Annotated in this window: 10 protein-coding genes, 1 tRNA gene and 1 pseudogene; 5 read left to right on the top strand and 7 right to left on the bottom strand. The window is 35.6% G+C overall.

Translation table 11 applies throughout. The annotated features are described in order from the left end of the window. Nucleotides 1–52 precede the first annotated feature (52 nt). The 5 genes and pseudogenes from ACFIMI_RS06125 to ACFIMI_RS06105 form a co-directional block, all read right to left on the bottom strand. Nucleotides 53–676: pseudogene (locus tag ACFIMI_RS06125) on the bottom strand (lambda exonuclease family protein). Nucleotides 677–1,178: 502 nt separating this feature from the next. Next, a complete protein-coding gene (locus ACFIMI_RS06120) occupies nt 1,179–1,481 on the bottom strand; it encodes a hypothetical protein (protein WP_375613491.1) in 303 nt (100 codons plus the stop codon). Between the two features lie 898 nt (nt 1,482–2,379). Then, a complete protein-coding gene (locus ACFIMI_RS06115; RefSeq protein ID WP_375613489.1) occupies nt 2,380–3,306 on the bottom strand; it encodes an outer membrane protein in 927 nt (308 codons plus the stop codon). A gap of 561 nt (nt 3,307–3,867) precedes the next feature. Next, the gene (locus tag ACFIMI_RS06110; RefSeq protein WP_375612155.1) at nt 3,868–4,140 is read right to left on the bottom strand and encodes a hypothetical protein; all 273 of its coding nucleotides are present in this window, start codon (nt 4,138–4,140) and stop codon (nt 3,868–3,870) included. Then, nucleotides 4,134–6,509: a mechanosensitive ion channel domain-containing protein gene (locus ACFIMI_RS06105; RefSeq protein ID WP_375613488.1), complete on the bottom strand. Its 2,376-nt coding sequence runs from the start codon at nt 6,507–6,509 to the stop codon at nt 4,134–4,136. Before ACFIMI_RS06105 ends, ACFIMI_RS06110 begins: the two co-directional genes overlap by 7 nt. 180 nt (nt 6,510–6,689) lie before the next feature. Here ACFIMI_RS06105 and ACFIMI_RS06100 point away from each other — a divergent pair, with 180 nt between their 5' ends. From ACFIMI_RS06100 to ACFIMI_RS06085, 4 genes are all read left to right on the top strand, one after another. Further along, a complete protein-coding gene (locus ACFIMI_RS06100; RefSeq protein ID WP_375613487.1) occupies nt 6,690–7,067 on the top strand; it encodes a hypothetical protein in 378 nt (125 codons plus the stop codon). A gap of 91 nt (nt 7,068–7,158) precedes the next feature. Then, complete coding sequence (secD, locus tag ACFIMI_RS06095) at nt 7,159–9,672, top strand: protein translocase subunit SecD (protein ID WP_375620802.1); 2,514 nt, start codon at nt 7,159–7,161, stop codon at nt 9,670–9,672. Between the two features lie 99 nt (nt 9,673–9,771). After that, nucleotides 9,772–11,523 carry a YbaL family putative K(+) efflux transporter gene (gene ybaL, locus ACFIMI_RS06090; RefSeq protein WP_375613485.1) on the top strand — a complete coding sequence of 584 codons (1,752 nt, stop codon included), beginning with the start codon at nt 9,772–9,774 and terminating at the stop codon, nt 11,521–11,523. 15 nt (nt 11,524–11,538) lie between these two features. Then, nucleotides 11,539–12,492, top strand: a complete 954-nt coding sequence (locus ACFIMI_RS06085; RefSeq protein WP_375613484.1) for a YbhN family protein — start codon at nt 11,539–11,541, stop codon at nt 12,490–12,492. A 1,100-nt stretch (nt 12,493–13,592) separates the two neighbouring features. On the opposite strand, the gene ACFIMI_RS06080 is transcribed toward ACFIMI_RS06085, so the two are convergent. Further along, nucleotides 13,593–13,668 (bottom strand) — tRNA-Lys (locus ACFIMI_RS06080). 436 nt (nt 13,669–14,104) lie between these two features. On the opposite strand from ACFIMI_RS06080, the gene ACFIMI_RS06075 reads away from it, so the two are divergent. After that, on the top strand, nt 14,105–15,673 hold the full coding sequence (locus ACFIMI_RS06075; protein WP_375612149.1) for a TerC family protein: 1,569 nt from the start codon (nt 14,105–14,107) through the stop codon (nt 15,671–15,673). A gap of 529 nt (nt 15,674–16,202) precedes the next feature. On the opposite strand, the gene ACFIMI_RS06070 is transcribed toward ACFIMI_RS06075, so the two are convergent. After that, nucleotides 16,203–16,427, bottom strand: coding sequence for a hypothetical protein (locus ACFIMI_RS06070; RefSeq protein ID WP_375613509.1), 225 nt, complete (start codon nt 16,425–16,427; stop codon nt 16,203–16,205). Nucleotides 16,428–16,642: the final 215 nt, after the last annotated feature.

The following is a 16,642-nucleotide window of genomic DNA, read 5'->3' as shown; positions in this document are numbered from 1 at the left end:
TATATTAATTAAATGGGCGGGGGTGCTGGGAGGAGAGAGCACCCCCATAGGTTTAAGCAGCTTTTGTCAAAATCTTTTGCATCTCTTGTTCTATTTCCCCTAAAAAGATTTCGACCGCTTTATTAATCTCTTCAATGTGTTCCTCATCACGATTGATGCGTTTGATTTTCATTCTCAAACCAGTAGATTTGCCTACAAAGTTTGGATTATAGCTCATGAAATCACACCATTTGCGTCCAGTGCATGCCATTTGGAATTGCATCTGTGCGATATATTCAGGCTTGATTTCGTCATACATAAAGAAGCGCAAATGCGTGGTTGATTGTGGACATTTGACTTCGATTAAACCGTCCTCTCCAATCAACCCATCAGGACTTGCCCCCGCCATTTCCATTTTTGGGTGTGGGATAAACCCGCATCTTGTGACTTCTGCGTCATAAATGAATTCATATTCTCTTAAGGCATTCTCTTCATGTTCAATGCCCCATTACATAGCAGGTGTTGTATAAGATTGGCTTATTTCCTCTATTAAGCGTTCTGTCATGAGTTTCGTTTTGTAGTCTTCATATTTGCTTGTAGGAAAACCTTTTGCTGTCTTACTGAGTACGTTGTAAACATTTTAAGCAGTGACTTTCCCTAGCCTTGCTTGAAACCATTCCGCTGTTCTTTGTTCCATCTCACACCGCCGTTCCCTGTTCGTGTGGCGTTGCTATATCGGCATCTTGTATAGTAGAATCTGTTTCTACCTTTTGCCTGTTTTGTTTATCTTTCAAAAGATGTAACACCGTTTGTGCTTATACTTCAGACATATCATCAAGCTTTTTAACGTTGTCTCTGCTATCCAGTCCCGCAGAATCGATCTGAAACCATGAAGTCTATAATCAAAACCTTTGTCTTTCATGAATTTAGGAAGTGCTACATCAGATATAGGCTTTCCAAAACTCTCAACAAATAAAAAACCATTTTTTTGCTTTTTCAATAACAGCAAACGCTTCAGCTGTAAGCGGCACATGAAAATCAGAAACCTTTCCAACAATTCTCTTCATATTTTCTTTTGGGATAATCCATATTGATCCATAAATCTCTAAATATGCCTGATTGGTATAAAAAAAACCGTCAAAATAAGAAGTTTTAAAGCTAGATGTGATACAAGCTCATCATTTTAAGATTGAAAAAACTTAGGCATTTCTTTCCATGGCATAGCTGGAATATTTTGGGTATTTTGAATAAACTTTCCTAATAAAGCTTTTGCTTTTAATTGCATATCTACATTTATACCAAGTGCCGCCGCATGTTTTATAGCTATATTCAAGCGGGGATAGAGCTTTACTTGCTGTTTCGTTTTTTGTCTTCCAAATGGGAAAAATGCATCCTTTTATATCAATTTGCGTCAGTTCAATGATTGGCGTATCATCAAGTTTAGAAAAAACATGTAACTCAAGAGGTGTTAACCAGCTTGCTGCTTTTCCTTCATTTTTCAATTCGTTTTTTTGGCTTCAAAAGTACTAGAGGCAATTTCTCGTAAAGAAATACCCCCCTGCTCGACGTAAATTTTCTTTTTGTTTTCGGCGAATCGGGTCAATTCTTTGATCTAAAAGATCACGACAAGCTAAAGCTTTGAACAGTGCTTCTTTTAAAGATACATTGCGACAAGAGCCTAATCCCATTTCTCGTCGTATTTATATTGAGGTCAAACCTAAAAACCCATCATCCTTGATCTGGTGTAGTTTTGATAAGCCATAAACCAGCTCTGTCAGCATATTTTCCTTTAGATAGATTTTTTACAGATAAGACAGACAGTCTATCACGTTCTTCGAACCACCTTTTAAAAACCACCTTTTGAATTGCACTTGGAGCACTTTCATCTGGTACCAAGATTATATATAAAAGGCAATCTAATAAATAAAATAAAATAAAAACAATTAGTTATTAAACAGAAAAAAGATAAACTGTGCTATCAGGTGATATTGTAGAGAGTTCTAAGGGAAGAAAAAATTGTTGCACAAACGTGCACGCCGTCCGCACCACTCTATGTGAATTTTCTTTATTTTCTCATTACTTAGATAGTAAAAACTCTCTTTAAGTTTACTGTTTGCAACTCTATAACGGTATTATAAAGTGATAACTGTAATAATATGAAAGACGAAGCAATCCTTCTTTGCCAACAAATGTTTCAACCACACCTCGTGAACTAAAAATTTTTTATTCTTAACAATTAAGAATCTGAGTAACTCTTCCTTACCTCCTCATTCTCACTCAAAGTCAAAGCCCCCTTTTTTTTTCACCATAAAATAGTGTTTACAATGCATAAAATTAAAAAATAAAGGCCCTATCAAAGAAATAGGACCTCTTAAATTTAAGCTCCTTTATCCTACAAAATTAGAATTTGTAAGCTATTCCTGCGCGAAAATCATTCGTCTTATACTTAACTTCAATCTCGTCTTTAAATTTCCTTTTACCAAAATCTGAGTAACGATATTCCGCACGCACAACAAGATGGTCTGTCATTGCAAAATCAACACCACCACCGAGAGTATAACCAATCATCGTTTTTGTTACATCCGATGTCCTATTAAATGGCTCACCTCCCGTAATTACTGTCGACAAAATATCCTGAAACTGTCCATAAGCAACACCACCAGCAATATAAGGCATCACACGCCCTGCAGAAAACCCAACACGCACCCGTGTAGCACCTGTCCATTTTTGTTTTAACGTATGATTAAAAGTTAAACTGTCTTTCTCTTCTTTATCCTCTGCAGAAGAGCGAGAAAAGCCTCTGCCCTGTCTCCTGACAATTTTTGCCTTTTTTCGACTTTTTTCTTCTGTATCTAATTCCTCAGTATCACTACCCGATCCTTCAGTGCCCAATCCTTCAGTTCCACCAGCACTCGATTCATCTGCATGAAATCTTGTTTTTGTATCCTTTTTTTCCGTTAAAATGATATCCGTATCAATCCCCATAATAAAATTATTACCGAGATCAAAATTAACACCCGCATAAAAACCACCTATAAACCCAGAAAGATCGGGCATATGCTGTTTCTCGACAGGTATCCATGGTTTACTTTTACTACCCTCATCAGGATAGAGAGGAATATTAACATCAGGCGCTGTTGCAGAAATCTTACTTGAAAAGCCACCAACTTGCCCCCCGAAATAAACACCTCCCCAAGAAAAAGGTGAAGAAGCAACAACTTCTGAGGCAACATGTACTGGCTCTTCGTGAGCCACCACATCTGCAGCCTGTACTATAGAAGGTGAAATCAAAGAAAAAACAGATGCTGTTATAAATTTTGTATTCATAAAATTATACCCCATTTCTAAATTTAAATATAATCAAAAATCACATTTAGAAAAACAAAGTTTTATAAAATCTTATGCTGCAAAATCGCATGTACTCCTTTATAGTTACATTTAAATCTATTACTATATTAATATATCATTACATCAAAATTTAATATTATCAAATAAATTTTAAAATATTATAATAATGATTACTTCAAATAATAAATATTTAATAAAAATACATATTATCTTGTCAAAAGGAGGAAATATAAAACATTTTGTATTAAAATTACCGCAAAAAAATCACAAAATAGTATATTTTATGCCTTTTTTTATGAAAAAATTCTAAAAATGATGTAATTATTTTTAGAAAATCGATGTTCATTAACAATACTATAAATACCTCAATATTCTTACATCCAAAATGCATACTGTAGATTCTACATAGTATAAAAAAACATCCATTTTATACTAAAATCATACCTTTTTTTTACCATTTTCTAAAGGATGAGATTATTAATTACACACAATATCATTATCCTTCTAAATCTTGTCCCCAAACAAAAATTCTCAATCATTTTATTTAAAAATTGCTCTTCCCCTACTGATTTCTATATTATCATCTGCCTTTATTGCAAAACGGTCTTTATTAGGAAAAGTTATAAAACATCCCTTCATACAAATTGTAATTGTTTGATGAGTATTTAAAGAAATTTTTGAAGGTATACTTCCTTCAACAACAATAAGAGATTGTATCTTTAAATCAGTATTCTTCACTGTTGCAGCAAAAGCTGTTATGGTAAAAATACTTAATAGAATAACTGTAATCAAAATATAAGTATATTTCAGCATTCTAAGATTCCTTCCTCAGCAAAACGCTTATATAGGCTAAATCGAAGAGCATTGGTTACATGAGAAGATGAGGTAATATTAGGCACATAAATAGCCAAATTAAAGGAAAAACTCTTACGATCAAATGCTGTAAAACTCACCTGTGGGATAGGATTTTTTAAAACGCCTTCTGTCGCAGAAGCAATCTCTAACAAAATTTCAGCAACATGCTCTGGAGCAACCTTAGATGATACAGTAACTGGTATATCAATTCGTCCTACTTTATTACGTCGTGTCCAATTACTAACGTTGTTATTAATAAGGCTTGAATTGGGAATAATAATCGTCTTACGCTGAATTGTCTCAAGTTCCGTTGCACGCACACTAATACGCTTAACAACACCCCCTACTGATCCAGATTCTATATAGTCCCCTATTTTAAATGGTCTTCCAACTAAAATAATAAGTCCAGAGACAAAGTTTTGGACAATATTCTGTAAACCAAAACCTATACCAAGTGAAAGTCCTCCAGCAATAAGAGCGAAATTTCTAAGATCCAAACCTGCCATTGATAATCCGGTCAAAGAAGATACAACAACGCCTCCATAACTTATCACTGTTTTGATAGAATTACGTATACCAGAATCGAACTCTCCATGAACCAACACCACATTATCTAACCAACCAATAAATCGGCGAATAAGAAACCAGCAAACACAAAAAGAAATAATTCCTGTTACAAGAGAAATCAAAGAAAGACTAATATTTCCAATCTGAAAACCGGTCACCGATTGCCACAAAACTGCTTTTAAATCAGAATAGGAAAATCCAAACTGTACAGCAATTGGCATTGCACAAAATATAACAACAAATAAATTGAGAAAAACGCTCACAAAAACTCCCAATTGATTCATCGTTTTTTCTTCTAAATGAAACCTCTGCATCAAAAGATGACCAACCGTTGTTTTCATAAATTGGTCTTTAGTTCCAAGTGCTTGAGCGCTTTGTATTCCTAAATACATGAGAACTAAAAATGCTCCATCAATCATAATTTGCTGCGTAATAAAACGCGCAAGTCCAACGTAACCTAAAAAATTCAATACAAAGAGCAGTAACCCCAAGCCAATAAGAGGAATGCGTATATAAAATGGCCAAAAGTATGGCTCTTTTTTTTCTTCTTGAACACGCCTACGTCTAAACCGCAAAGGTACAAATGATATTATAAATAGCAATATCGCTACAAGAAAAACAGCAATAAAACTTTTAGCAATTGTTAAAGATAGAGGCGCTGAAATGATTTGATAAATACTATCAAGAACAGCGTCAAATGCCAAAATACCCCCTAAAGAAGTGAGTAAAATCACTAATTGATAAGCAGACGATGATGTAATCTTGAGAAGACCTACATGGGGCCTATTCGATGATAGAAGAACAACCGCTAATCGATTGATTAAAAATAATAAAATAATTTGACAACCTATCATATCAAAAACTGTTGTAAGCTTACCTAGATCTAAGTTAAAACTACGAAACAAAAACAACACAAGATAAACGCAAAGAATACATACAAGTGAAGGTAAGAGAACTGAAATAAAGGCGATCAATAAGCGTTGTAAATAAGATATTTCCTCATTAGACTTCGTAAAGTGGCAATACACATGAACAAGAACTTTTTGAGAAAAATACGAAAGTCCCAAAGTAATAAAAAGTGGAATTAAAAAGCAAAGAAATAGTTGTAAAAACTTGAAGTAAAATATAAAATTCCACCAAGAATTTAACAACACAAGAAAATCTGATGAAGCCTCTTTTGTTTTTTGGACGAGATGTTTAACCATCGGAATCGAAAACTCAAGCCTATACGTAAGCGTGCGTTTAAAAAGCTCCCGAGATTGAGAAATAGAAAGTTCAGCTATTCTATTTGCCGCTAAGAAAATTGCTTCAAAACGAAGCATGATACTGTTAATTTTAGCTTTTTGCTCTATCAAATAGGAATATTCCTTCACAGAGCTTTTCAGTTTTTTCACGTCACGATGGAGCTCCATTAATTGATCAAGAAGTGTATTAATCTCATTAAGAGGAGGACGCAAAACAAATGCTGCCTCAATAGCACGTTCACTGATATCTTGTGCACGTAACCGTAATTCTTCTAAAGCACGCTCATCTTCTGGCTTTCTGTCAAAATCTCTTTTTAAAGTTTCAGTATTTTCTTCAAGAGTCTTAATAATCAACTGTTGTTGCAGAATAATTTCATCAACTGAATAAGAAGCTATCGTTTGTTCGACAATTGTATTTTGTGCCCCCCTATTACCCCATGCACCAGAATTAAATACAAAGATAATCCCCAAAAGAAGGAAAAGTATGTGGATGTTTTTTCTACAAAATGAATACATATCTACCTTATGAGCACAAAAGGGATTTTATTTTTCTCTTTTAAATATGGTATAAAGTAGATATTTTCAACTTTTATAGAATAATCTTATAAAAGCTTTCCCTTATCCTATAATACTGGTAATAAGATAAAAGAATGATAAATAAGCTGAACTCAATAAGATTAAAGAAGGCACTCTAGCATGTTTTTTTTGCACCTTTATTGCAAAAAAGAAGATTTTCTTCCTTTGACAACCTGGATTTTTCTATCCAGTTTAGGTGTATTCTTGACGAGCAACCTAGAAACGCGTGCTTATTTAATCAAACAATCACACACCAATAATGTCATTAAAACGAATAGATTTGATTTACATCATAAGTGTGATCAGGTGAATGTTACCACAACTGAAAACAAAAAACTTGTAACACTCCATACAGAATCTATTTTTATGAGGACCTTTCAAAAAATCCTAACATTGGATTTCTTTTTAATAAAGATTCCAGCTGTTGACACACGATTTCGCAACGTTAAAACACAATATTTCTCAAATAAACGCGCTCCTCCCAATGAACATACTTAATTCTCTTCCTTGAATATAAAAACGATCATCTTATTTTACTTGTGCTTTTAACTTTGAATAACTGTTAGATTGCCTATTTACGGAATATATCATGCGTACACCTGGTTGGTTAACTACCCTTTATTGTTTTATTCTTTTAAGCAGCATTTATGTTGCCTTACCCAATTTATTTTCACACGAACAAGTTAAAAACTCGAAATTCTTACCCGACACCCGTGTAGCACTTGGTCTTGACCTTCAAGGAGGCTCTTCTCTCCTGCTCGAGGTTGATAGCAAAACGTTAAAACGCGATCAGTTACATATAGTTTTAAGCAATGTGCGCAATGTATTGCGTGAAAAACAAATCCGCACCTCAAGTGTGCGTATCGTTGAAGATAGCGTTATTGCCCTTATTTCTGACCCATCGCAAACTGAAAAAGCACTCTCTGCTTTGAAAACATTAATAACCCCCATACACAGTAGCTTTGGCACAACAGAACATAACATCACGATCAGTGCTCAAAATGAAACTCTCCGCGTCACATTAACAGAAGCTGGTATAAAAGACCGTGTCAGCAATGCTATTGAACAAAGCTTAGAAATCATCCGTCGTCGTATAGATCAAGTTGGTGTTTCAGAACCAGCCATCCAAAAGGTCGGAAATGATCGTATTATGGTCCAATTGCCTGGACTACAAGATCCAAAACAACTGCGTGATCTTTTAGGAACAACCGCTAAGATGAGTTTTCATCTTGTTCCTTCTAATGTGGACCCCAATAACCCCCCTATAGGTGTTTCTATTCTCCCTGGATACACTGATGCAACACAACATTATGCAATTTATGATCAAATTGCTTTAGATGGAAATGTCCTGAAAGATGCCCGTGCAGGTTTTGACCCCCAAATACCAGGACGTTCCATTATTTCATTTACGCTAGATTCCGCTGGTGCAAAAATATTTGCCGATATAACACGACAAAATATTAACCGTCCTTTTGCCATTGTTCTGGATAATAAAGTTTTAACCGCTCCGACCATCAATAGTGTCATTCCCAATGGACAAGGTCAAATTACAGGAAACTTTGACCCCAAAGAAGCCTCAACTCTGGCTGCTCTGCTTCGTGCTGGTTCCCTCCCCGCACCACTCACGGTCATTGAAGAGAGAACCGTAGGTCCAAATCTTGGTGCTGATGCTATCCAAATGGGACTTTACACCGGCATAATTGGCTTTATTCTTGTTGCAATTTTTATTTTTCTTCTCTATCGTATTTGGGGATTAATTGCCAATATAGCACTAGCTCTGCACACAATTTTAACATTTGCTGCACTGAGTCTTTTGGGAGCTACGCTTACGCTGCCTGGTATTGCTGGTATTATTTTAGGCATCGGTATTGCCGTTGATGCTAATATCCTTATCAATGAACGTATCCGTGAAGAAAGTCGAAAAGGTGTGGGTGCTTTTGCAGCCCTAGATCGTGGATTTAAACACGCTTTTGCAACCATTGTTGATGCAAATGTTACAGCAATTATAGCGACCGTCTTACTATTTTGGTTCGGGACCGGTCCCGTTCGTGGTTTTGCCGTAACAATGTTGCTTGGTATTATCATCTCCATGTTTACAAATATCACCATTGTACGCATCATCATGATTTGGATCGTTCGTAAATGGAAAATTAAAAAATTGCATATTCACTCTGCTTTCAACATCATGCCACAAAACACAACTTTCCACTTTATGAAAGCACGTTTCATTGGTATTGGCGTCTCAATTGTTTTATCAATGGCTTCAGTTTTTCTCTTTTTTAAGCCTGGATTGAATTTTGGTATTGATTTCATTGGCGGAAGCCAAATGAGTATTACCACGAAAGGACCAGCAGATCTAGCAACTCTGCGTTCCAAGCTTTCTACTCTTAATATTGGTGAAGTTACCTTGCAAAATATTGATAACGAAAATACCGTATTAATTCGCATGCAGAAACAAAGCGGTGGCGAAGCACAACAAACCACCGCCATTGATAAGGTCAAAACAGCTGTACAAAATATCTATCCCGATACCACATTCGATCAAATAGAAGTTGTTGGTCCCAAAATTTCAGGTGAGCTTGCCACAGCTGCTTTTACTGCTGTTATTCTTGCGGCTATTGCCATGTCTCTCTATATATGGTTACGCTTCGAGTGGTTCTTTGCCATTGGAGCAATTATCACTCTCATTCTAGACACCACAAAAATGATTGGCTTTTTTGCTTTATTTCAATTTGATTTTAATTTAACGGCTATCGCCGCACTCTTAACAATTGTTGGATATTCTATAAATGATAAAGTTGTCGTCTATGATAGGATGCGCGAAAATATGCGTCTTTATAAAAAAATGCCGTTGCGCGAGCTGATTGATCTGTCAATTAATCAGGTTCTTGTACGTTGTTTTTTTACATCAGCCACAACAATTCTTGCGATGCTCCCCATGGCGATATGGGGTGGAAGTGCTGTTCATAATTTTGCATTACCCATGGTCTTTGGGATTATTATTGCAACATCATCCTCTATCTTTATTGCTGCTCCTATTTTACTCCTGCTAGGAAATTGGTGGCGTGAGCGAAATAATCGTGCAAATATCAAAGTGAAATAAAAATGCCCTTTAATGCGTATGGTACATCTCGCCTCTCTTCTCATAGAAATATAGTCGTTTTCATTCATTCGCTTTTTGATCAAGAATAGTAAATAATCCATGCTCCACGACACACCACTTATCACAACTATTGTTGCAGGCTTATGTTTAGCATTTCTCTTGGGAATGATTGCTAGCCGTTTACGTATTTCACCCCTTGTAGGCTATTTGTTAGCTGGTGTTATTGTGGGACCCAATACAGGCGGATTTAAAATAGATTCCGTCATCATTAATCAACTTGCTGAAATTGGTATTATTTTGCTGATGTTTGGTGTTGGGCTCCACTTTTCATTAAAAGACCTTTTATCTGTCAAAGCTATTGCTGTCCCCGCTGCTATTGCACAAATGGCATTTTCTACTTTTCTAGGTTTGTGCCTTGGTCTGATTATGGGATGGGGCTTTAGTGGTAGTTTGATTTTCGGTCTTGCTTTATCCATAGCAAGTACCGTTATCCTGCTACGTGCTTTGCAAGAGCGTCATCTTATTGAAACAGAAAAAGGACGCATTGCCGTTGGATGGTTGATTATTGAGGATTTAGCAATGGTCCTTATACTTGTCCTCATCCCTTCCTTGGCAAGTGCCCTCAGCAATACCAAAAAAGAAGCGTTGGATCCTCTTGTTCAATGGTTGGATTTAAGTATTTGGGGTATTTTTGGTCTCACCATCCTGAAGGTAATTGTATTTATTGCACTTATGCTCGTCATTGGGCGACGCGTTATCCCATGGCTTTTAAAAATGAGCGCACAATCGGGATCACGTGAATTATTTCGTCTTAGCGTCTTTGCTATTGCATTAGGAGTAGCTTTCGGAGCCGCTCATTTATTTGGAGTTTCTCTTTCTCTTGGTGCTTTTTTTGCTGGTATGGTCATGAGCGAATCAGAATTAAGCCACCGTGCCGCGGAAGAATCTTTACCACTGCGCGATGCTTTTTCTGTTCTCTTTTTTGTTTCTGTAGGCATGTTATTTGACCCCGAGAAACTCTTAACTCATTTTTTCCCTCTCTTAGCAACCTTATTCATTATCGTAATCGGAAAATCTGCTGTTGCCTTTTTCATCGTTAAAGCTTTTCGCTATTCTAATGCAACAGCTTTGACTATTTCTGCAAGCCTTGCCCAAATCGGAGAATTTTCCTTTATCCTTGCTGGTTTAAGTTTAAGCTTAGGACTTTTAAACAATGACGCTCATGATTTAATTCTTGGAGGAGCAATTTTTTCTATTTTGCTCAATCCTCTTGTTTTCATTGCCTGTAATAAAATTAAAAAACGTCTAGAAAAAAATTCTGCATCTTCACAAAATACCCAAACAATTATTGATATTGATCCACAAGATCCTGACCAAGATTTTTTACCGATGACCTTAAAAAACAACCATATCGTAATTATTGGCTATAGTCGTATCGGTAAGTGTGTTGCATTATCTTTAATAAATAGAGGTGAACCTATAGTGATCGTAGAAGAATCAAAACGCCTCTCTGATAAAGCGATTGCAGATGGCTTTGAGGCTATTTGCGGCAATATCATTCAACAAGAAATAATGAACGCAGCAAATATAAATAATGCACATAAAGTTGTTATTACAATGCGAAGTACCATTGAAGTAGGAGAATGTATCGTGAATATCCGTGATATGAAGAAAGATATCCAGATAATCACACATGCATTATCCGACACAGAAACAACATATCTCATTGATTTAGGTGCTGATGTTGTAGTAACAGATGATGAAGAAATTGCCAATGGTATTATAGAGTATATAACAGAACGAAGATCTGTAAGGAATATGCTCAATCATGAAAATTTACAGAAAACATAAAATGGATACAGAATCGTGAAAATAAAGCAATTTATATGGCCATTGATTGGTATCTTAGCAATGCTGGTATCTATTCGAATTCTTTACATGAAGCTCTCTGCCATTTCATTTGGGGATGTATTGGAGCGCTTGAGCAATTTAAATGCACAGCACTGGTTATTAGCCTGTTTATGTTCTCTCCTAGCTTATGCTGCTCTTGCTGGATATGATCGAATTGCCTTGCAACATCTAGGCCATAAAATTTCTTGGATTTTTATCGCTATATGTTCATTTACAACCTACGCTCTTTCACACAATATCGGTGCTTCAGTTTTTTCTGGTGCCGTTGTACGCTATCGCGCCTATAAAATGAAAGGATTAAACGGAACAGAAATCGCAATATTAGTAGGTTTTTGCTCTTTTACTTTTGTAATCGGCACAATCTTACTTTTGGGAATCGTTTTGGTGCTGCAACCCGAAATTATCACCCTCATTCATAAAGAACTTCCTGAATGGCTCGGAACAACGGCTGGAGCAATTTTACTCAGCTGTATAGCACTTTATACGTTTGGCAGCTGGCTTCAGTTAAAACCCTTACGCTTGGGTAAAAAAATTCAACTCTCCTATCCCCGGCTGAAAATTGTTATTCAACAGCTTCTCATTAGCCCTCTAGAGCTTTTAGGAGCAGCAGGAATTATATATGCTGTTCTCCCACATAACGCAGATATTCATTTTATCTCTGTTCTTGGTGTTTTCCTAGCATCTTTTACGATAACTCTTCTCTCTAATGCTCCAGCAGGAGGAGTAGGAGTTCTTGAAGCTCTCTTCATAACAGGCATGCCCAATATAAATCCAACCGATGTTATTGCAGCACTTATTGTCTTTAGAATGTTTTATTTGATTATACCGCTTATCCTTTCATTATTTGTGGTCGTCATTTTTGAGGCGCAACAATATTGGAAAAGAGCCCCCAAAACACCACCTGAATAAATAAAAGGCTATCAATGACTTCTTTTTTTATGTACCTATAAAAGAACAAAACACCATCGTGTTGCCAATTTACATATCTTTTTTAAGAAACCTCTCTCAACGCTCTTCTCCATTACACAACAATACCCGTAAATGGTATAATAGTAAAGCTATTGTTGCACCATCATCTTTATACTTAATAAAAGAGCAAGCCTGCGCCATTATACTATTTTTCCAATGTTATGATAACTTTTAGCACTTAAGAACATTAATAAGAATTATTTTTATGCCTTTCTTCAATAGTCTTTATCCACACGTTAATCCCATTTATGATGCAAAAATGAATGATTTTAATTAATTCATTATAAGAGGGATTGAAACAAAAGAAGTTTATGATAGTAAAGTTTTTTTTAAATAAAGAATAATCAATTCTTTATAAATCAATATATTATAATGAATCTGAGTGGCTTTCTTAATATTTATATTTTTAGAGGTTTAGCTAACGGAAAGACAGCATAGCGTAACCACACAGCTTAATATTTTAAAACTTTAAGCCTCATTAAAGTTTATTGTCTTTCGTTTAACAGGTATTAGCTTTAAACAATTAAACTGATCTAATTTTATTACTTGTATGTCCAGCTAACTACTTTATTTTATCTTGATTTACCCTCTTGGAATACTGATGATTATTACAGAATTTTTTTGTTTAAGCGGGAGAGTTATCAAAAAATATCCACGCTGCTGACACAACTAAAGTGTAAAGTTTCTTCTGTCTTTAAACAATATGCTAAAAATCCAAAAAAATTTAATCAATTTATATTAAAAGAAGTGAAAACTGTTGATTTTTATACCCCTTTAAATAACACAATTGTCGGTAAGAGGCTTCTCCTTACCAATTGCAACTTAAAAAAAGAAACAATACGCATTAAAAGATCTTAAAATGTCCTTTGGAAGTTCTTTGAGTCCCCTAAAAAGTACAAACACCGATGACTAAGCTATATCAACAATCTTCACTTTTAAACAAACAGATATGGGGAAATCCTACTGCCCAATTTTATTTAGCAACTCGTACCTTAAAAAAAATTACGCAATCAATAAGTTATTTACGGTATAAAATAAAATGGTGGGTGATGAGGGGATCGAACCCACGACCCGCTGATTAAGAGTCAGCTGCTCTACCGACTGAGCTAATCACCCATAAGCTTCTCAAAAGACGAGAATGAGCGTTTCTATAACGCTCCTAAGGATAGATGTCCAGATATTTTGTTGTTTGTTATATAAACTCATTGTCTGTAAGGTTAAAAATATGATATTCACCACTTGATCTTATATAAAAATAAACCCATTATAAGAGGCTTTATAAATAAATGTTCTGATTGTTATACAGAACCTATAGTTAGAGGATTATCGAGCATAATGCCCGAGCGAAAATTAGAGGAACCTTCTTGTGGTTGTAAGCGGGATGGGGCATCATTTTGTTTTATCAACAATCACATGCATTCAAGTAATATTGTGCTGTTTTTTTCTTTGAATATAAGTTTTTTACATTCAATGTTCATGATCCAATATACGAATAAAAGCCTATGAATTTTTTTTGTCAATCGCGCGCTTTTAAGCTTCTAAAAGGTAAGGAATGATGGAATGGATCACTGATCCCCATGCGTGGTTTGGTTTGATCACGCTGGTTTTTCTCGAAATTGTTTTAGGAATAGATAACCTTATCTTTATTGCAATTTTAGCTGAAAAATTGCCACTGCATTTGCGTGACCGCGCACGCTTTATAGGTCTTACTTTAGCATTAATTATGCGGCTTTTCCTTCTTACCGTTATTGGATGGGTTATGAGACTCGATAGGGTCATTCTTTCACTTTCATCTTTTGTATTTAGTTGGCATAGCTTTATTTTAATCGGTGGTGGAGCCTTTTTGCTCGCAAAGGGAACGCTAGAATTACATGAAAGGTTAGAAGGAGTATCACATGAAAGAAAAACAGGCGTTGGTTATGCTGTTTTTTGGCAAGTAATCGTCCAAGTCGTGGTGCTGGATGCCGTTTTTTCACTAGACAGTATTATTACCGCAACAGGTATGATTGCAAAAGAGCAGGCAGCAGTTATGTATATCGCAGTCATAGCTGCTATGGGAGTAATGATGTGCGGATCTGGTGCTCTTATGCGTTTTATTAATCGTCATCCCACTATTGTAATCCTTTGTCTTGGTTTTTTGATGATGATTGGTTTTACTCTCATTGTTGAAGGATTTGGTTTTCATATTCCAAAAGGGTATTTGTATGCTGCTATTGGTTTTTCTGTTCTTATCGAAGCTTTTAATCAAATTGGACGTCGTAACCGTGAAAAAATGATTAAAACGAATGATCTACGCAGTAGAACAGCTGATGCTGTTTTGAGACTCTTAGGAGGAGGAAGCAAAGATAGTCACCTTGCTGAGACTGTAGATGTTATTGCTGAACAGGCCGCAGCTTCTGAGTTGTTTAGACCAGAAGAAAAGGAGATGATTCGTGGTGTTCTCGATTTAGCTGATCGCCCTGTTCGCTCTATCATGTCGCCGCGTAATGAAATTGAGTGGTTAGATTTAAATGCTGATGAAAATGAAATGCGTGAAGAATTACAAAAGGTTAAACATAGCCGCTTAATTCTTGCGCGTGAAAAAGTGGATGAATTTGTTGGCGTTGCGTTGACAAAAGATCTTCTTTTGAATTTGGCTGAGGGGAAAAAGATTAATTGGAAAAAAGCTATGCGAGAACCCCTCGTTGTTCATGAAAATACAAGTGTTTTACGATTGATGGAGCAATTACGTCATTCTTCGATTCAGCTTGCAATTATTGTTGATGAGCATGGATCTTTTGAAGGAATTGCAACACCAACCGATATTCTTGAAGCTATTGCAGGAGACTTTCCTGATGACGATGAAGAACTCATGATCGCAGAACAACTTGAAAATGGCAGTCTTCTTGTTGAGGGATATGCTGATATCCGCCGTTTAAGTGGTTATCTTGGGCGTAACCTTGTGGATGAAGCAGATCGTTATACGACTCTGGCAGGCTTTATGCTTTGGCAGTTTGGTCATTTACCAAATGAGGGAGAAAGCTTTGAAACTGATGGTTTACACTTTAAAGTGATTGAAATGGAACGCCGAAACATATCTAAAATCCTTATTTCTCCACTTGTATCACCAGAAAAAAGCTAATTCTTTTTATAAGCAAAATGAATAAAAAGATTTTTTTATGATTAAAAATTGAAACGAATAAGCAGTTGATAACTCAATTGCATTTCATTATTTTTATATTTTTTTTAAGCGTAAAGTAATGACATACAAAAGTTATATTATCAATGAACTTTCCATTATAAAAAATTTTCATTGATGATTGACGAAAAGCTGGAAGAGAGAAAATGGTGCAAAATTATTTGTCAATGGTCATTAATCTCAAAACAATGAATATATACAACATATTGATTTATAATAATTATTTATTACAACATTACCTTCACATCAAGAAAGCCTCTTTCAAACATCAGATTTCCGCCAATGGATAAAACTCCACCATTGTTGAGTTCACTCAACTGATGATGGCATCTTTAAACCAGACTCTGGCTCCTATAATCTTTTTAGATCTTCTTGATATTTCTTAAGGAGCTATTCCTTAGCTTTTGTTTTGATAAATTTAGCTATTTTTTTCCTTGCAAGAATGAAACTCCACCTCTCTGGAAAGCTCTTATTAAGAACTTTGTTTTTCTTCCAGATGGTTCATATTTTTTACTACTTTTGCAATGAAAGCGTAGCTGAGTTGCTTAGATTTGACTACTTCTTTGACTAAAGCCAATGCACGTTCAAAATGAATCTGTTGGGTATTTTCATCAAAGCCTAAATGATCCTCTGCACCGAAACTTTGATAATAAGATTGTAAGGTTGCAACATCACCCAATAAAGCCAGTGCACCAATATGAAGTAAGCTATAATCTGCATCATCTACCTTGATAACCTTTATGTGCCTCTAACTTCACTCTATCGCCAAGGTGGTGCTCCATATCTGGAATAAAAGCATTTATGAAGATCAATTTTTTCTATCGCCTATTTCAAGACATAATCCCGCTTAATTCCAACCAATCTGCGTATATTCCTTCTTCACAAACTCTCAACCCCTTTTTATAAAAATCA

Source organism: Bartonella sp. AP4SXKL (genome assembly GCF_042195845.1).
In the GTDB taxonomy this organism is placed as follows: domain Bacteria; phylum Pseudomonadota; class Alphaproteobacteria; order Rhizobiales; family Rhizobiaceae; genus Bartonella.
This window is presented reverse-complemented; position numbering and strand designations above follow the sequence as displayed.

Excerpts from the sequence above, each read along its gene's own strand:
- ACFIMI_RS06110 (WP_375612155.1), bottom strand. The coding sequence starts at position 4,140 with ATGCTGAAATATACTTATATTTTGATTACAGTTATTCTATTAAGTATT.
- ACFIMI_RS06075 (WP_375612149.1), top strand. The coding sequence starts at position 14,105 with ATGATGGAATGGATCACTGATCCCCATGCGTGGTTTGGTTTGATCACG.
- ACFIMI_RS06105 (WP_375613488.1), bottom strand. The coding sequence starts at position 6,509 with ATGTATTCATTTTGTAGAAAAAACATCCACATACTTTTCCTTCTTTTG.
- ACFIMI_RS06115 (WP_375613489.1), bottom strand. The coding sequence starts at position 3,306 with ATGAATACAAAATTTATAACAGCATCTGTTTTTTCTTTGATTTCACCT.
- ACFIMI_RS06100 (WP_375613487.1), top strand. The coding sequence starts at position 6,690 with ATGTTTTTTTTGCACCTTTATTGCAAAAAAGAAGATTTTCTTCCTTTG.
- secD (WP_375620802.1), top strand. The coding sequence starts at position 7,159 with ATGCGTACACCTGGTTGGTTAACTACCCTTTATTGTTTTATTCTTTTA.
- ybaL (WP_375613485.1), top strand. The coding sequence starts at position 9,772 with ATGCTCCACGACACACCACTTATCACAACTATTGTTGCAGGCTTATGT.